The 17697-nt window shown below is 44.2% G+C and carries 13 protein-coding genes, 2 tRNA genes, 1 rRNA gene and 2 pseudogenes; 9 read left to right on the top strand and 9 right to left on the bottom strand.

Annotated features, from left to right (window positions below; all coding sequences use genetic code 11):
- From AC58PQ_RS25000 to AC58PQ_RS25010, 3 genes are all read left to right on the top strand, one after another.
- Nucleotides 1-157, top strand: a 23S ribosomal RNA gene (locus tag AC58PQ_RS25000); the annotation flags it as partial.
- A gap of 102 nt (nucleotides 158-259) precedes the next feature.
- Nucleotides 260-332 (top strand) — tRNA-His (locus AC58PQ_RS25005).
- 34 nt (nucleotides 333-366) lie between these two features.
- A tRNA-Leu gene (locus tag AC58PQ_RS25010) sits at nucleotides 367-448 on the top strand.
- A 91-nt stretch (nucleotides 449-539) separates the two neighbouring features.
- Here the strand turns inward: AC58PQ_RS25010 and AC58PQ_RS25015 are convergent.
- The 9 genes from AC58PQ_RS25015 to AC58PQ_RS25055 all read right to left on the bottom strand — a co-directional run bounded on the left by AC58PQ_RS25015 (nucleotide 540) and on the right by AC58PQ_RS25055 (nucleotide 10915).
- Complete coding sequence (locus tag AC58PQ_RS25015) at nucleotides 540-1061, bottom strand: site-specific integrase (protein WP_497246448.1); 522 nt, start codon at nucleotides 1059-1061, stop codon at nucleotides 540-542.
- A gap of 152 nt (nucleotides 1062-1213) precedes the next feature.
- A complete protein-coding gene (locus AC58PQ_RS25020) occupies nucleotides 1214-1714 on the bottom strand; it encodes a tyrosine-type recombinase/integrase (RefSeq protein ID WP_497246450.1) in 501 nt (166 codons plus the stop codon).
- A gap of 572 nt (nucleotides 1715-2286) precedes the next feature.
- A complete protein-coding gene (locus tag AC58PQ_RS25025; RefSeq protein WP_497246536.1) occupies nucleotides 2287-2427 on the bottom strand; it encodes a helix-turn-helix domain-containing protein in 141 nt (46 codons plus the stop codon).
- Nucleotides 2428-3059: 632 nt separating this feature from the next.
- Nucleotides 3060-4754, bottom strand: a complete 1695-nt coding sequence (locus AC58PQ_RS25030) for a sensor histidine kinase (protein WP_497246452.1) — start codon at nucleotides 4752-4754, stop codon at nucleotides 3060-3062.
- Nucleotides 4755-4764: 10 nt separating this feature from the next.
- Complete coding sequence (locus AC58PQ_RS25035) at nucleotides 4765-6339, bottom strand: response regulator (protein WP_497246454.1); 1575 nt, start codon at nucleotides 6337-6339, stop codon at nucleotides 4765-4767.
- 71 nt (nucleotides 6340-6410) lie between these two features.
- Complete coding sequence (locus AC58PQ_RS25040; RefSeq protein ID WP_497246456.1) at nucleotides 6411-8042, bottom strand: extracellular solute-binding protein; 1632 nt, start codon at nucleotides 8040-8042, stop codon at nucleotides 6411-6413.
- A 71-nt stretch (nucleotides 8043-8113) separates the two neighbouring features.
- A complete protein-coding gene (locus tag AC58PQ_RS25045) occupies nucleotides 8114-9007 on the bottom strand; it encodes a carbohydrate ABC transporter permease (protein ID WP_497246458.1) in 894 nt (297 codons plus the stop codon).
- A 26-nt stretch (nucleotides 9008-9033) separates the two neighbouring features.
- Nucleotides 9034-9954: an ABC transporter permease gene (locus AC58PQ_RS25050; RefSeq protein ID WP_497246460.1), complete on the bottom strand. Its 921-nt coding sequence runs from the start codon at nucleotides 9952-9954 to the stop codon at nucleotides 9034-9036.
- Between the two features lie 571 nt (nucleotides 9955-10525).
- Nucleotides 10526-10915: a DDE-type integrase/transposase/recombinase gene (locus AC58PQ_RS25055; RefSeq protein ID WP_497246462.1), complete on the bottom strand. Its 390-nt coding sequence runs from the start codon at nucleotides 10913-10915 to the stop codon at nucleotides 10526-10528.
- A 107-nt stretch (nucleotides 10916-11022) separates the two neighbouring features.
- Here AC58PQ_RS25055 and AC58PQ_RS25060 point away from each other — a divergent pair.
- The 6 genes and pseudogenes from AC58PQ_RS25060 to AC58PQ_RS25085 form a co-directional block, all read left to right on the top strand.
- Nucleotides 11023-11253, top strand: a pseudogene (locus AC58PQ_RS25060) (YfcC family protein); the annotation flags it as partial.
- Nucleotides 11254-11262: 9 nt separating this feature from the next.
- A pseudogene (locus AC58PQ_RS25065) lies at nucleotides 11263-11769 on the top strand (malic enzyme-like NAD(P)-binding protein); the annotation flags it as partial.
- Between the two features lie 706 nt (nucleotides 11770-12475).
- A complete protein-coding gene (locus AC58PQ_RS25070) occupies nucleotides 12476-13540 on the top strand; it encodes a Gfo/Idh/MocA family protein (protein ID WP_497246464.1) in 1065 nt (354 codons plus the stop codon).
- Between the two features lie 34 nt (nucleotides 13541-13574).
- On the top strand, nucleotides 13575-14432 hold the full coding sequence (locus tag AC58PQ_RS25075; RefSeq protein WP_497246538.1) for a sugar phosphate isomerase/epimerase family protein: 858 nt from the start codon (nucleotides 13575-13577) through the stop codon (nucleotides 14430-14432).
- Between the two features lie 157 nt (nucleotides 14433-14589).
- Nucleotides 14590-14844 (top strand): DUF7662 domain-containing protein, encoded by a 255-nt coding sequence (locus AC58PQ_RS25080; protein WP_497246540.1) that lies wholly within the window; start codon nucleotides 14590-14592, stop codon nucleotides 14842-14844.
- A 490-nt stretch (nucleotides 14845-15334) separates the two neighbouring features.
- A complete protein-coding gene (locus AC58PQ_RS25085) occupies nucleotides 15335-17542 on the top strand; it encodes a glycosyltransferase (RefSeq protein ID WP_497246466.1) in 2208 nt (735 codons plus the stop codon).
- Nucleotides 17543-17697: the final 155 nt, after the last annotated feature.

Raw genomic sequence — 17697 nt, forward strand, 5'->3', positions numbered from 1 at the left:
GGGATAAGCGCTGAAAGCATCTAAGCGCGAAGCCCCCCTCAAGATGAGATTTCCCAGTATGTAAGACCCCTTGTAGACGACGAGGTTGATAGGTTCGAGGTGGAAGTGCGGCAACGTATGCAGCTGACGAATACTAATCGGTCGAGGGCTTAACCATATATAGGGATCTTTGACTTACGTCAAAGTCTCTCAGATATCTAAGTAATCTAACTTTACGTGAGTTTCGTATCTAGTCTTCAGGGAATAAATCCCTACTGTGGCGGTCGTGGCGAAGGGGTTAACGCACTGGTTTGTGGATCCAGCATTCGCGGGTTCAAGTCCCGTCGTCCGCCCTTTTTCATTTTCTAAGATCCCCAGTATATCTAAGCGGTCGTGGTGGAACGGCAGACACACCATCTTGAGGGGGTGGCGCTCACAAGGCGTGGGGGTTCAAATCCCCCCGACCGCATCCCAGCTTTAAAAGCTCGAAACCCTTGTTGTATAAGGGTTTTTTCTGTTTTATAACAGATGGAATGAATGCGGTAGTACAGCTTCATAAATTACCCTTGTTGACGAACTGTTGACGAAATATTTAGACGAGGATTGAACTTTTCTAATTTATCCGCAGCTGCTCTGCTTACCGACTGGGCGACGTGAGCGTACAGGTCTGCAGTGGTTTGATGCTTGGAATGACCTAATCGTTCTTGGATCGCTTTCATGGACACATCAATTTGGATCAAAATTGTTGCCGCGCTGTGCCGAAGATCATGAAGACGAATGAATTTTAGGTTATGGCGCTCTGTGAACTTCTTCCACCAATGGGTAGGCGATGAATGGTACAAGGGCTTGCCGAAACCAACTTGGAACACATATTGATGTCCTTGCCCCTCCCAAAGTTCCCCTGCTTCCATTTTATCTACCTTCCAATTATGATGGAATCTCTTCATCTCTTGCATATACCAATCTGGCATTGTGACTGTTCTTTTTGAAGATTTGCTTTTAGGAGCCTTTACTTGAGCTTGGCCACCTAATGTTAGTGAAATGCTCTTGTTTATGGATATGGTGCATTTCTCGTAATTCACATCGTTCCACTCCAATCCGATCAACTCACCTCATCGAAAACCACCTAGGATCGCTCCAATGCAAAACAATCGCCACATCGTGGGTTCTGTATATAATGCTTCGATTGCAAGTTGTGCTTCATTCTCATCGTAGTACATCATTTCTAGTTGTATTACTCCATTGGATGTTTCTTGAGCATCTGCCAGTCCATAGCGCGGTTAAATAGGCTTTTGACCACACGGTAAATATATTCGATGGTGCCGCTTGAGAGTGTATCACCTTGCCCATCCTTTCGAGCGCCTGGTTTACTTAGGTCATCGAGAAATGAGACAATGTGCAAAGGTTTGATTTGGTCCATCCTCAGATGCCCGAATACAGGAAGAATATGATTTTTTAAATGTAGATCATAGTTCTTAAGCGTGAGGGGGGCAAGTTCTTTGGTTGCATACTTGCTTCTCCATTCATCGACAAAGGCCCCTAACGTCATTTTTTGAGGTGAGATATATTCTCCCGATTCCACTTCTGTTTGGAATTCTGCGAGCATCTTACGGGCTTCACGAACGCCCTCCGCCTTTACCGTTTTCGTACGTTTAATTCGCTCACCTGTGGGCCCATAACCTGCTTCAACTACTAGCAGATATGATCCGGTACCTCTTTTTTGAACGCTAGCCATAGGCGATATCCTCCATTTTTTTGTATTGTATCCAAATCACCTTTAACCCAAATTAATATAGTGGCTATAGATAACATTGAACACATTGATCTTAGTATGTTAAAGATGAGAAGTCATTATCAAGAAAATGGAAAGAGCATCTCGTTAGTAATGATTCTAATCTGGAAAGGGCAAAATTGTAGCTTCAGTGAGAATGGCGAAAGCGAGAGTCAAACCATTAGCTAGTCCCAATTTGAAGGCATATGGAAGGATTCATAGTGCATGACCAGCCATATGCATTCATTATTGGAAAACAAAAGGCGGACGCACCCTTAGTGCGTTCTCACACTAGTAGTAATTCTGGGGCAGCAGTTGCAGATCTTTTCCGCTTTGCAGATTCAGAAATAGCACTGTTAACGAATCACGTATGTTGAATGTGACTTTTATACATTACGGGCTATTTCTGTTGTGTACATAATCAAACGAACGCATTGAGGCCATAGGGAGGGGATAGGAAGCATATGGAAGTATACTCTGCTGCATTGATGATGATCCCAATCCTAAGTCCAATGAAAGCTTGAGCGACTTCAGAATCATCTTAAGTTATCTAGTTCCTGTTGCCTGAACCATGCTTCCAAGGTGTCGCGGCGGAAAATTATTTTAGAACCTATTCGAGCATGGGGAATTCTTCCTGCGCGCACTTCGGCATACAACTTAAGTTGTAATACCGACATAGCCAATTGGTTTAAGCCATCGTCCCGAGTTCGCTTGTTCTTTCCATATCTTAAATGGTGTGGAAGCCCTGTGTAAATGTTGACAGATACGACTATGATCACGAATGAAAAAGCGGCTTTACCGGTTCCCTGGATGGCTACAGTGGTCTGTGTAACCTGATACCGGCTTACCGATCAATGTATCCACGATCGGTTTCAAATTTTCCGCTTAAAGTGCTGATAACGTGCAATAAAAAACACATTTGGCCTCATTTACAGGTCACTCGTGTTTTTTTATTGACGTTGTTTCAAACTTCCCGAGCGAGGTCTGCTACTTCAAGTGAATGTACGTTTTATTTAAGAACATACATTGGATATATATGTAAATTAAGTCCCCCCTGTAATACAAAGAAAGGCAGAGGCTGTTACACCCTCGGCCTTCGTGCATAGTCTTAATTGATGAATTCGACGTCTACTAATCCAAAATCACCAGTTGCCTCACCATAGTCTCTATTATTAAATTTAAAGATAACTTTTACTTTAAGAGCACCGATCAAATCAACATTTATATTTACAGGAGAGTTGATGTTCGATGCAACTTCCCCAATTTTATAAACTGAAGTTCGAGCATCCTTTCCGGTTCCCGCCGAAAATCAGCTTTCCTTATAAGCAGGTATGACTACCCTTACTGTCGTCCCGATCCCGATTCCGCTATAGAGCGAGACGCCGAATGCCTCTCCGAACTGCAGGCGGATTCGTTCATCGACATTCCGAATTCCATAGCCTGCTGCTGTCTTGTATCCGACCTCACGTAAACGCTCTTTACTCATGCCGATCCCATTATCAATAATTTTGAAAACAATATTACTTCCTTCCTGATGAGCGACGATCCGAATGTGGAGCTTGTCTCCGAACATGGCGTGCTCCAGCGCATTTTCAACGAAAGGCTGCAGAATTAGCTTCGGCGTATCATAATTCAGCAGCGGAAACGAAATGTCAAAACTGACCTCCAGCCTTTCCATTTGTTTGATCTTCTGGATGTCGATATAAGCTTGAACTTGTTCTACTTCCTTATGAATTGGAATGATCGACTTCCCCTGATTCAACGTCAACCGGTAGAAGGCGGCCAGTCCGCTTACCATCCTGTGCAGCTTCTCCGTCTCCCCGAGACGTGAAAGCCTGCTGATCGATGAAAGCGTATTGTATAAGAAATGCGGCTTGATCTGCGCTTGAAGCGCTTCGAGTTCTGCTTCCTTTTTTCGCAGGTTGCCTTCATAGACTTCTTGAATAAGTCCTTCAATGTTCTGGGCCATTTCATTGAACGCAATCGAAATTTGCGTAAGCTCATCATGGCTTGAGTATGGAATGCGTTTGGTGAATTTCCCCTCTTGGAAGGAGTGAAGAGAATGCACGATCCGTTTGATATGATTAGAAAAATAGTTCGAGACCGCTGCGCTGACAGCTGCAAGAAGAGCAAAGCTGGCCAAGCAAATAAGAAGCGTAAGTTTGCGGACTTTATGGGCGCCTTGTTCCAATTCTTGAAGTGGTACGAGCACTGCCAGATTCCAATTCAATCCCTCTAATGGCTGCTGCTCAAGCAAATACCGTTCAGGATGTGATTTCCAGTCTTTGGGGATCGGGTTTTGGCTGCTTTCATAGATCCTGTTTCCTTCCGGACTATTGACCATCCAAAATCTTGGCGTATCTTGCTCGTTTCGATTGTAATTCAAATCTCCGAATAAATCGTTCAGGTTCACCGTGATGCGCATGACGCCAATCGTCGATACGGTTTGGAAATGCATCAATTTTTGCAGGAGCGAAACATTGCCGAACCTTACGTCATCATCGACCTGTCGCCATAAGGACTGTTCCTTCGCCATTGCAAACTGCAGATACCAGTTTTTGTACGCGATGCGTTCCAATTGATAAAGCTCGAAGCGCTTTCCGCTAATCGGAGTAACGTCGTCCTTCATATAGTAGATTTCAGGCAGAGTAGAATTAAAAACATATATATCCAGAAGAATGGGGTTCGAGGTCAGATTCAAAGCTGAATCCAGCTTCGGCGTCAGGCTATCTTTAGTGACTTGATAACTCTCGTACGGGCTGTATGTTTTATGCAGCAATTGCTGAAGTGACTGGTCGAGGTAAATCTGATTGTCCACCCGCTCAATCACCTTCATTTTTTCCATAATATTATCATTGGCCTGCTTTAGTGTAGCGGCAACATTTTGTCTGGTTTGCTCCTTTACATACTGTACGGATGACGTGTAAGCGAAATATCCGATGGCGACGATCGGAGCAACCACGAGCAGTAAGTAGGATAGTAATAGTTTATATCGGAATTTCATGTGACCACGCTCAACTTTTTTTTCGATAATCGCCAGGCGTTAACCCATAGCTTTGCTTGAAATGACGGCTAAAAAAGGCGAGATTCTGATAGCCGACTTGCGCAGCGATTTCGTAAATTTTCAATTTCGGATCTTTTAGCAGCTCGCGTGCCTTTTCCATTCGTTTTCTAATCAGAGCATCGTTAAAAGACATATTCATTTCTTCCCGGAACAAATAGCCCAAATAATTGGGGGAAAACCCAAACAATTTGGCTACATCGCGCAGCTGTAAAGATTGATTGAGGCTCTCGGTCATATAAACATCGATTTCTCCAATCAGCTTGCGGTTCGGTTTCTTTCGTTTCATATGCAAATGCTCGGAAATTTCGAAAAGTTTTTTTCGCAGCCAAGACTTAATGTCGTCAATCGTTTCAAACATAAAAAGCACATCCATATACTTGCGCTCGATTTTCAAGAGCTCGTACAAGTTGGTATTCAGCGTCTGCAGATAGGATTCGATTTTGGTAATGACATACATCGAGAAATTGTACACTGACAGCTTGTCGCTGAGTTTACACACCAACTCGAATACATGCTCCAGACAGTCGTGGATATTTACGAGATCATATGTCCCTGTTGCCTGGAACAGCTTGTCGAACAGCTTCTCCATATTGGCGGTTTGCTGGACAATTTCGCCTTCTGTTTGTTCGGTGGTGAGAACGCGATTTTTGCCGACAAACATTTTGGCATCAAGCACCTGTTCCGCATCCCGGTAAGAGGAAGGGATCCCACTGAACCCGGGAACGAGAGGACCGAGCGCCACGGTAATCGATTGACTTCCGTTTTGATTCATGGCATCGACCAGCGACTGCAGTTCTTTTGTAGGCGAAGACGTTAAGCCGTTCATGAACAGAGCGATTTTGTTGTCATCTACTGTGCAGATAAGTCCGAGCCGCATTTCCCGGATTTGTCTTGTAATTTGTGCATGGATATGATGAATAAAGGAGGTTTGCTGTTCGGACGAAATCTGCTTCATCACCCGTGCCAGATCGTCGATCTCGATGAGGGCGATACAACCATGGCCGGACTGCCATTCAATGCCGTATTTATTCAAGATATGTTTAACAAACGGGGGATCAAGCGAACCTTTCATCCATCGAAGTATCATTTCATTCTGCAACAGAGAAAGCGACTCTTCCATTTGCGATTCTTTTTCGGAGCGCTCCTGCTCATATTGAAGTTGTTCTTTGACGGTCTGCAGCGTATGGATCAACTCCCGGTCGTTGACAGGTTTTAATAAATAGGAGATTGCGTTCATCGCAATCGCTTTGCGGGCGTATTGGAACTCCTCATGGCCGCTAATGATGATGATTTTGAGTAGAGGATTCCGGCTTTTCGCCTGCTCGGCAAGCTCGAGACCGGACATAATCGGCATCTGGATATCCGTTATGAGGATATCGAAGGTTCGCTGGCTTAATAATTCAAGGGCGGCAATTCCGTGATAGGCGGTTCCGGCGATCTTCATATTCAGTTCGGCCCATGGAACAAGCCGTATCATCGCTTCCAAATCCAGCGGTTCATCGTCAACAAGCATCACCTCGAACATGGTCGTTTTCCTCCAAATATAGCAGTGGAGAGTATACATTGTATACTCTCCTATAAAAGCTGCACCTGCTATTAATTACCGTTCATGATTTTTATATTTTCCTGCCATTTCTTCGTCCGGTAATCAAGCACTTTTTGATACCCGGCTTTCTTCATGTCATCGTTCGCTTTGTTCAAGAAAGAGAGCACTTCTTCATCACTTTTCGCGTAGATCATCTTGGAGAAGGCTTGGTTGAAAATATCCTTTATAGTCTGTAGAACGATGCCTTCCCCCGAATCAGGCGATGGATCGATATTGGCAAATGCGGTGACATTCGCGCTTGTCTTCCAAGCGATATTCGCTTGTTGATTCGTGACCCAATCCTGTTTGTCTTTCGGTAGCTTTTCGTTAAGAGCGGATTTGATTGAATCGACGAGTTTCACATTGCCGGCCATCCAGCCTTCATTGATTTTCATCTTATCGAGCTCGGCTTTATCGATGTTCGTATATTTATCATTCAGAATCGGTACACTCTTATCGTCCAACTTATCCCAGAACAGGCCTGGAGGCCCGTAAATGAACATCAAATTTGCATCGCCTGTCAGCCAGTCCATATACGAAAAGATGCTTTCTGGATCTTTCGCTTTCTTGGTAATAACCATTTTATCAGGTCCCGTCGAATTGTACGAGTTAATTGTAATCTTGTTCTTATCGAGGCCCTCTTTGTGAATAGGCCAAATAAATTCATATCCGCCGTTCGGATCCTCCGCGCGCAGCTTGGCATTCGGCTTATTGGCCCATGAAGTTAAGTTCGTTTCAAGCGCGACTCCGACCTTGCCACGATTCAGCTTTTCCACAAACTGGTCATTCTTCTGCGTGAAGACGTCCTGAGTCATCAGCTTGTCGCGGAATAAACGGCTTGCGAATAGAATAAAGTCCTTGAATGCGGGATCTTCCGTAATTGACTGCAGCTTGTCGCCGTCTTGAAACATCATATTTTTTACGAAGAACGGAGGATTGTTCTCCTTGAATGCCGAGTACAGCATATAGATCGCTGCGATATTGCCGACCTCAAGCGGAACGTAGTCGGGATATTTCTCTTTTACAAGGCGCAGGTAAGCTTCGAAATCCGCAATAGTTTCCAGTTTTGGTGAACCCAAATCTTGGTACACCTTGCGGTTGATGCCATAGCCGCCGTTGCCATTCGCCCAGTTTTCGCTGATATACCACACGGGGAACGTATAGATTTTGCCATCCTTCGCCCGGTTCATATTAAGCGTTTTAGTACCTGCCCATTTTTTCAGATTCGGAAATTTGTCAATATAGCTATCCAGTGCCATGACTTTGCCGGAATCAATTAAGCGATCCAATTCCGGGCCGGGGCTCATTGTGATGACGTCAGGCAAATCGTCGCTTGCGAACATTGTATTGAATTTCTGCTGGGCGGCGCCATTGCTTGTCACCCATTTGATCGAGACCTTCTTGTTCTCTTGAATCCACTTTGTAGTTACGGTTTCTCCCCATGGTGAAGGGTTGAACGTATCGTCATACTCGAAGTAGGAGAACGTAAGCGGCTTTGCTGCTGACGGCGAATTCTGCGGATCGTTACTGCCGCTGCTTGGAGACGGTGCTACTCCTTCGGAATTGCCTCCACAGCCTGCTGTCAGAACACTCAGGCTTAATGTCAGTGCGAGTGCGCTTCCTGCCCATTTCTTTTTCTTCATACGATCAATTTCCCCTCTCAAAATCATTTTTTATGATAAAGCCATTTTTGACATTTATCAACAGAGTGTCTTCATTCCTTGAGCGATCCGACCAATACGCCCTTGACAAAATATTTCTGCACGAACGGATACACCATCATGATCGGGATCGTAGCCACCATCATCGTTGCCATCACGACGGATTGATGCGTGACAGCCTGCAAGTTCGCATGTACTTGCTGGGCAGTAGCGCTGACTTCTTTCATAGGGTCTTTCTCAAGCGTTGAATTGATAACCTGATTCAGCACAACTTGAATCGGCTGTAGTTTCTCGTTCGTCAAATAGATCGTCGCATCGAACCATGCATTCCAATGGCCAACCGCCGTGAACAATGAGAGCGTAGCCATGACAGGGCCGGATATGGGAAGCACGATGAGGAAAAAAGTAGTCAGATTGTTGCAGCCGTCGATTTTCGCCGACTCTTCCAGACCGTCGGGAAGGCCTTGAAAAAACGTACGGAAAATAATCATATTCCACACGCTGATCATACCTGGGATGATCAGTACCCAGAATGTGTTCATCAGGTGCAGGTCGCGGATAAGCAGATAGGTGGGAATTAGTCCACCGGTGAAATACATGGTAATGACACAGACAATCATGTAGAACTTTTTCCCGATCAACTGGCGTCGCGACAGTCCAAACGCAAACATGGACGTAAACAATATCGATAAAAAAGTGCCGAAAACGGTTCGGGAAATCGTGATCAGGAATGCGTGCAGCATTTTGCCATCCCGAAATACGTAAGCATAATTATCCAAAGTAATGACACGTGGCCATAATGTAATGCCTCCGGATGCCGTATCATTGCCTTCGTTAAAGGAGATGGCAAGTGAATTCAAGAACGGATACAACGTTGCAAACGCCAACAACGTTAAACAGATGTAGATAACTCCGTCCAAAACCCAATCCTCGTATGATCGTTTCATGTTGGTCTCATTTCCTTTCCCCATCGCTACCATAAGCTTGCTCTGCCAAGTTTGCGTGCAATCCAGTTGGCTGCAATAAGTAAGCCTACACTGAGTACAGATTTGAACAGCCCTGCTGCCGTAGCGTACGAATAGCGGTAATTGATAATACCCACCCGATATACATACGTGTCGATAATATCGGACACAGGCCGCAGTATGACGTTGACTCCCTGATTCGTTAGAAGCAGGATTTCTTCGAAGCCGGCATTGAGTATTTGGCTCACAGCCAGAATCATAAATATAATAATAACCGGAGCGATCGAAGGAAGCGTTATGGAAATGATTTGCCTAAAGCGCCCTGCGCCATCGATCGATGCCGCTTCGTAAAGGTGAGGATCGACGCCCGCGATGGCAGCCAGGTAGACAATGGCGCCAAATCCGATTTCCTTCCAAACCCCCGTAGTGACCAGAATCGCCCAAAAATACGCGGGTATCGACAGCCAACTCACCGGCTCTTGGATCAAATGGAACTGTTTCAGCAAGATGTTAACGCTGCCATTATCGACCGCGAGCATGGAAATGACGAATCCTGAAATGATAACCCATGAAATAAAATGCGGTAAATAGCTAATGGTTTGTACAATACGTTTAAAGGCGGCATGCTTTACTTCATTTAGCATAAGTGCTAGAATGATCGGCGCTGGAAACCCGATCAACAACTTCAGCAAACTGATTACAATTGTGTTCCGCATAACCAGCCCAAATTCGGGGGCGTTGAAAAACATCTGGAAATGTTTAAAACCGACCCAGGGACTGTGCAGTAACCCTTTTCCCGGGTTGTAATCCTGAAATGCGGTCAGGACTCCCCACATAGGGACGTAGTTAAAAAGGATAATCAGCAGAATTGCCGGAACGACCATTATTTGAATATCCCATTGCTTGACAAGCCGTGCGAATAGCCTCATGATGAATCCTTTCTGAACGAGAGGTCGCTCTTATGTATTTGTTTTTATATTTTAATTGTATTGTGAGAATGTACGTGTATCTAGTTAACAAATCAACGAAAAATGTTCGGTATCAATGTTGTTATTCGATTCATTTCATCAAAAAAAGTTGGGGTAAACACTTTCCTTCGGAGTTGTCCGGTGGGCAGCAACAGCGCCGCCCCCTGCTATAAACACCTGCTCCGCTGCGTGTCAAGAAATATTGAAGCTGAAAACTTCAACAATTATGTGGGGAGTCGGAGCGGATACGAGTAGTGAAGGCACTCTGCTTTTAGGCCTGATAGACAGAAGTCAAAGTTCGAAAAATCCCATCATTGCTTGATGCAACAAGCTTTAGCTGATGTCTGTGGAACCAGCGATCCTTAAAGACTCCGACTAGTGATCATAAGGCTTTTCTATTTTTGATAAAACGGAAAAAGAAGGCCTCACGGCTACATGATCTGGACCATCTGTCAAGGACACTTAAAAAAAGTCTGGTATGTCTAGGCAGCTAACAATAGATGATTCCTGTATTGCACGTATTGCACACGGGTCATCTTTTTAAATCCCCATTGATACGATTATTGTTGTAGTAGCGAATGTAACAGTCAATCTTCCTTTGTAATTCTCCTAATAATAAACAACTACGGTGGTCAACATGATCCTTCAGGTGGTCGAAAAACGATTCCTGTGGAGCATTGTCCCAGCAATTCCCTCGTCTAGACATGGATTGCCCTAACCCTTTTTGCTTTAAAAGTTCTTGGTATTTGGGGTTCGTATAATGACTCCCTTGATCTGAATGGATAAATGCATCCTTATGCAGTTTCAGCCTTCTATGCTTTACGAGAGTGTCTATCGAGTCTGTAGCAATGTCCAGTGTAAGGCGACTGAATAGGTTATTAGAGAGGATTTCTCCTGTTGACGCATCTAGAATGGTCAACAAATAAGCCGATCTGAGCGGCCATATGGGAGGGAGGTAATGTCAGTGAGCAAGGCAAGCCCAGGAACACCTTTTCTAAAATCCCGCTCTAAGCTGTTGGGAAGAGTTCGATGTTCTTTGGCTTTATTCCTTTAGGATTGGTCATTGCACGAGGATTAAAGCTGGATCCCGTTTTCGGTGTTGCACTTATTTATCTAGGAACCTATGCCGGATGGAATGTACTGGTGTTTGCCCCTCAAACGCTTGGACTGTCCCAGCGTATAGCGGGACTTCAGCTTTTCTCAGGTATCGGTTACCGGATAGTTATATATGTAACGATTCTAGTTGTTTCTCTATATTTACTGGTAACGTTTCCGATCTGTCTTGATACCAAAGATACGGAAGAAATCATTCGAACGATTAAAGCGATCAGCCCGATCTTCGGAGGCATTAACCTTGAAGATATCAGCTCGCCGCGCTGCTTCGAGATCGAATCGCGCCTGGCCGACGAGTTGGATATTCCAATTTTTCATGACGATCAACATGGTACTACTAATGGTGTAACTGCGGGGCTTATTAATGCGTTGAAAGTCGTAGGGAAACGAATGGAGCATACTCGTGTCGTCGTCAACGGCATAGGCGCTGCAGGCGTATCCATCTGCAAAATGCTGCTGGCAGCCGGCGTGAAAACGCTCATTCCGGTCGACCAGAATGGTGTCATTGTGCGGGGCGGCGAGTATGCCCACCCTATGTGGGCATGGCTTGCTGAGCAGCCGCAGGTCGGCACGCAGTCGGGCAGCTTGCAGGAAGCGATCCGCGGAGCCGATGTGTTTATCGGTGTTTCCAGAGGCGGTCTGTTGACGGGGGAAGATGTGAAGCAGCGTCGTTTGCTATTATTGGACTTATGGTCGCTAATGATGATAACTCCTTCTGGAATTGGCATGCCTTGTTCTTTCCGCCATGAGAAGTTACGATCGTACCCCTCGAATTTTTCCTTCCAAGCCTCTAGGTACTCTGTCCCCATATCGATTCTGTCTATCAAGCCTAAAAGCAGAGTGCCTTCACTACTCGTATCCGCTCCGACTCACCACATATTGTTGGAGTTTTCAGCTTCAATATTTCTTGGCACGCAGCAGAGCAGGTGTTTGTAGGGGGCGGCGCTGTTGCTGCCCACCGGACAGCTTCGATGATGAAATGAATCGAATAACAACATTGATACCGAACATTTTTCGTTGATTTGTTAACTAGATACACGTACATTCTCACAATACAATTAATTATATAATAACCAATACACATGAGTCAGGCCGGCGAACATCGAAGCGATGTGGAGCTACGTGTTTGAAGTGGGAACATTAATCTGCCTTTCCCACACCATTTTGGGGATATTTGTAAAAGTCAAGTGTTTCGATAAAGAAAACCCCATATCTTGAACTTCTTTTACCAGTTCAGAATGTGGTTTAAATAAAAAAATCCCCCTACGAAAGTAGGAGGAAAACAGCTCGGATGGTATAAGGAATCCGTTTTCCCATCTACCACGGCGAATGCCGAGAGGCTATACCATACTTAGGAGGATGTGCACTTATGATCGCATCGAAAACCAAAATTGGCATCATTGGCGTCGGATCGATATCCGGTCTGCATTTACAAGCGTATCAGAAGCTGGAGGAAGTGGAACTGTTTGCGGTTTGCGATTTGAATCAAGTGCGGGCTGAAGAGAAAGCGAAATCATACGGAATACCGCATGTATATACGGATTATAAGGACCTTTTGGCTAACCCAGAGGTAGAAGCAATCAGCATCTGTACGTGGAACAATTCTCACGCAGAGATAAGTATAGCCGCATTGCGTGCAGGCAAGCATGTATTGGTAGAAAAGCCTCTGTGCCGTACGGTTAAGGAAGCGCTTCAGATTCAAGAGGCGGTGCGTGAAACGGGCAAAACGCTGCAGGTTGGGTTCGTGCGTCGTTACGATGCGAATGCACAGCTCGTGAAGCGATTTATCAACAACGGCGAGCTGGGGGAAATATACTATGCGAATGCTTCCTCCATCCGCAGGCTCGGTAATCCGGGAGGCTGGTTCGCGGATCAAGAGCGCTCAGGTGGGGGCCCTCTCATCGATATCGGGGTACATGTCATCGATCTGTGCTGGTATTTGATGGGGCGGCCGAAGCCTGTTTCTGTCAGTGGCAATACGTACAAGAAGTTGGGTAATCGCGCTCATGTTCTCAACCTATCGTTTTACAAAGCTGCAGACTACGACCCAAGCACGAACGCTGTCGAGGATATGGCAAACGCGTTGATCCGCTTCGAGAATGGGGCCTCTCTGCTCGTAGACGTGAGCTTTACGCTGCACGCTAAGAAAGATGAGACTACTGTGAAATTATACGGAGATCAAGGTGGCGTAGAGCTGGAGCCAGAACTGCTTCTGGTGACAGAGAAGCATGACACGATTTTGAATGTAACACCTCAGACGGATCATAAATCGCTGAATGTTACCGAAGCGTTCCATAACGAAGTTAGTCATTTCGTCTCCTGCTGCCGTACGGGGAGTACACCGATCAGTCCGGTTGAGGATGGCGTTACGATGATGAGAATGTTATGTGCTATTTATGAATCATCAGCTAAAGGGACAGAGATTCAGCTGTAATCAACCAATCATAAGGAAAATGACGGTGAAAAGGATGAAACTAGGCGTAAGTACATATAGTTTGTTCCGTGCTATGGAATCTGGAGAAATGGACATTCTGGGTGCGATCGATTGGATCGCCGACCATGGAGGCGAGCACGTTGAGATCGGGCCATTTGGATTCCAATTGGCCGGTCAGCCAGAGGTAGCCGATACTATTCTTGAAAAGGTGAAGTCACGGGGGATCGATGTCTCGAATTATGCAATCGGGGCCAATTTCGCTACGGACACGCAGGAAGCCTATGAGCAGGAGATTGCGCGTGTGAAGGAGGAAGTCGATCTTGCGGCGAGGCTAGGTGTTAAGCGGATGCGGCATGACGTTGCCCGCTGCAGCGACAACTCGATCCATAGCTTTCATCGGGAATTAGATCGCTTGACGGAGGCATGTAGGCAAATTGCGGATCATGCGGCACAGTACGGCATTGTGACCAGCGTCGAGAACCATGGATATTTCATACAGGCGAGTGATCGGGTGCAGGCCTTGGTGCAAGCGGTTGATCGACAGAACTTCCGGACAACGCTTGATATCGGCAATTTCATGTGTGTCGATGAGGATCCCGTTTCGGCTGTAAAAAACAACCTACCTTACGCTTCTGTGGTGCATATAAAAGACTTTTATCGCCGTCCCTCTTTTCAGAATCCAGGAGAAGGTTGGTTTAAGACCACAAGCGGCAATTATTTGCGCGGCGCTATCGTCGGTCACGGAGACATCGACTTGAGGGAAGTGCTTCGCGTGGTCAAAGATTCTGGCTATGATGGGTACATTTCGCTTGAATTCGAAGGTATGGAAGAATGCAAAGCAGGTACGAGAATCGGTCTTGACAATATCAGAAGATTGTGGAACGAGGTCTAGCATGAAGATAACGAATCCCATTGACGCTTACTTCACTGTCGAAACTGGCTCCGAATGTAATAAACGGTGAAGAATTTTTTCCTCAAAAATACCACCAATATATGACTGAATTCAGAATGAAGAAAAAATGCAAAGGTAAGAAGAAAGTAGTAAAGAGATAGGAAAATATAAGCCTTTATACGATTATTTATGTAGTATTACAGAACAAGAAATAACGATGACATTGAATAAGTTACAAAATATTTTGGGACGTAGATGTAGACTTCCAGTTTCAGCTTTTAGTAACAAAGCTTGGTGGAGAGGGAATTATCCACATCCTCATACGAAGGCATGGCTTTTAGCTGGTTGGAAAGTTTCTTCTGTAAACCTAGATTCGAAGATGGTTACGTTTAGAATAATAGCTGAATCTTGAGCAAGCATTTGCTTATCATTATTGCAAGAACTGACGCCCCAGTTTGATATGAGAATTCAAGAACTCATGTAAAAATGCTACTTGTTGACGAATTGTTGACGAACTTCGTCAACAAGCAGCAAAGAGCAATCAAATGCAACATAATGGTGAGTAGAAAATCCGCACTACATCAAGGTTTTTACCCACTATAACAGAACCGAGCAAAGCCACCCCATCACCTTGAGGGGGTGGCGCTCACAAGGCGTGGGGGTTCAAATCCCCCCGACCGCATCCCAAGAAAAAAGCCTTGAAAATCAAGGCTTTTTTTCATATCTATCTCTAAAGATGAGCTCCTTGTAGGGGCTCATTTTCTATTTATATACATAATGTGGGTTACAATTGGTTTGCAAGCATTAACGGTTCCTAATTCAAATCACTATTACCGGAAGTAATCATACCTATTTATAGGAGAAGTCAGCAGATACACAAGCCGTAGTCAATAAGAGGGAATATGAATGTATCAAATTCAACAGAAGCGGAGGGGGAACCAATTCTTGACTCGACAGAGATCATTTCAAAAGAAGCAGGACCAGCTCGTCCTAAAATTTCAGTTATCGTAACTGTATACAATACTGGGGAATTCCTCAGTAAGTGTTTGCAATCTATAATTAACCAAACAATATGGAGTGACATGGAGTTAGTTATTATCAATGATGGTTCATCAGACCATTCTTCTGAAATTATTAAAGAGTTCGTGAATCAAAAACCTGAACGTATTAAAAGTATACACTTTGCTGAAAATCAAGGTGTAGGTAACTCTCGGAATGTAGGGATTGCTCAGTCTAGAGGTGACTATATCGGTTTCGTTGATTCGGACGATTGGATTGCTAACAATATGTTTGAGATGTTGTATACGAAAGCTTTAGATGGGCATGACATGGTGATTTGTGATTATTTTAGCAGGTATGAAGAGGAAGATCTGACGATTCCAGAAAAGGGATATTCACAAGACATCTTTACGCAAAAGCAGGCTATTCTTTACGCTCAAGTGGTTCCATGGAATAAGCTCTACAAAAAGGAATTACTACAAAAAATTCAGTATTTGAATATTTGGTATGAGGATGTTGCATCAACACCGATTTTGATCAGTCTTGCGAATTTGCCAGCTTATTTGAATATCCCCTTATATTATTACAAAAGGTCTAGACCAGGTTCTATCGTAAATAGCAGCGGACCCAAAGTGTTAGATATTTTACGAGCCTGGGACCGTTTAATTGAACATGCACACTCGGATTATAGGTTTAAAGAGGAAATTCTCTTTTTTGTAACTAAATGTATAAATTATTATATTGGATTTAAACCAGAGTATGCTGATCATTTCTGGGCATATGCAAGGATGCATCGAGAACTATTAAGCGGCGGAGCGTACAATCGCAAAGCAGTTGAAACGAAAGAAATTCGTGACTTATTTGGGTTATTTAACACTACGCAAAAACGTACAACTCCCAAAAAACGAACCTTGAGAATCCTACAAGTCATTTCACCAGTCTGTACCCCTGTATCAGCTGTTGACACAGCTGGAACGGAGAAAATTGTTTACGAAATTACGCAGGAATTGGTAAAACGTGGACATAGGGTTGTTTTATATGCTCCTCAGGGAAGTAAAGTTTCAGCAAAGGTAGTACCCTACCCCAAATATTTCGCAGATCGACACTTACCCGCATTTATCCGTAAAACAAGACCTTCGAGAGTAGATCTGATTCATGATCACACTTTTACATCTATTGTCAGATTAAGAAAAATGGGAATTCCCGTGTTACCCACTCATCATTTACCTACCAATATAGCATTCCATGATTCCGTTTATGTCAGTCACGCTGCTCGGGAAAATGTCAGTGCCAACGGTCAAGTCGTTCACAACGGAATCAACCCGGATGAATACGAGTACAGTGAAGGAAAAGATGACTATTTATTGTTTATCGGGAGGATACTCCCCGACAAAGGCGTCATTCATGCAATTGAAGTCGCTGAACGCAATCACCAAAAGCTCATTATAGCCGGCCCCATTAAAGATGAAGCATATTTCCGAAACATTTTACAGCCCCGTATTGATAATAATGAAAACATTAACTATATAGGTGCAGTTGCAGGCAAACAAAAGCAGGAGCTCCTTAAGAGAGCTCGATGTGTCCTCTTTCCGTCTATTTGGAAGGAGCCTTTTGGACTTGTTTTGATTGAGGCTATGATTTCAGGCACCCCTGTATTAGCCTTGAACAATGGTGCCGCTTTAGAGGTACTCGAAGGCTTTCCTCAGTTAGTATGCAATAGCATAGATGAACTTGCGTACAAAGCTTTAAATGAGTCATTCCCGCCATCACATGTCCTAAGAGAATATGTGCTTAACAAGTTCACGACTTCTACAATGGTGGACCAATATATCACGTTATATGAACAGAAAATTAATGAATTTATGAAAAGACGAGTAAAGTTAAAACGGCTAAGAAGAAGAAAATTAATACTGCGAAGAGGAAAAAAATTAAAACTGCTAAGAAGAAAAAGGTACATCTTAAAGAAAAAGATAACAGCTAAAAGAAGTGTAACAAAGCGAGTAAGAAGAACTAAAAGAAGTGTAACAAAGCGAGTAAGAAGAACTAAAAGAAGTGTAACAAAACGAATAAGAAGAACTAAAAGAAGTGTAACAAAGCAAAAGAACGCATAAGTATAGTCAAAGAAGTCCTGAGCAATCAGGGCTTTTTTCAACATGTATCGTGATATTGTCACTGTGGGGATTGGGGTGGTAAAATAGTAGGATTATGTAATTGTTAAATACAGTGATTTGTAAGCGTTCGCAAATGATGGTGATTGCATAGCCGG

The organism is Paenibacillus sp. J22P143 (assembly GCF_059692035.1).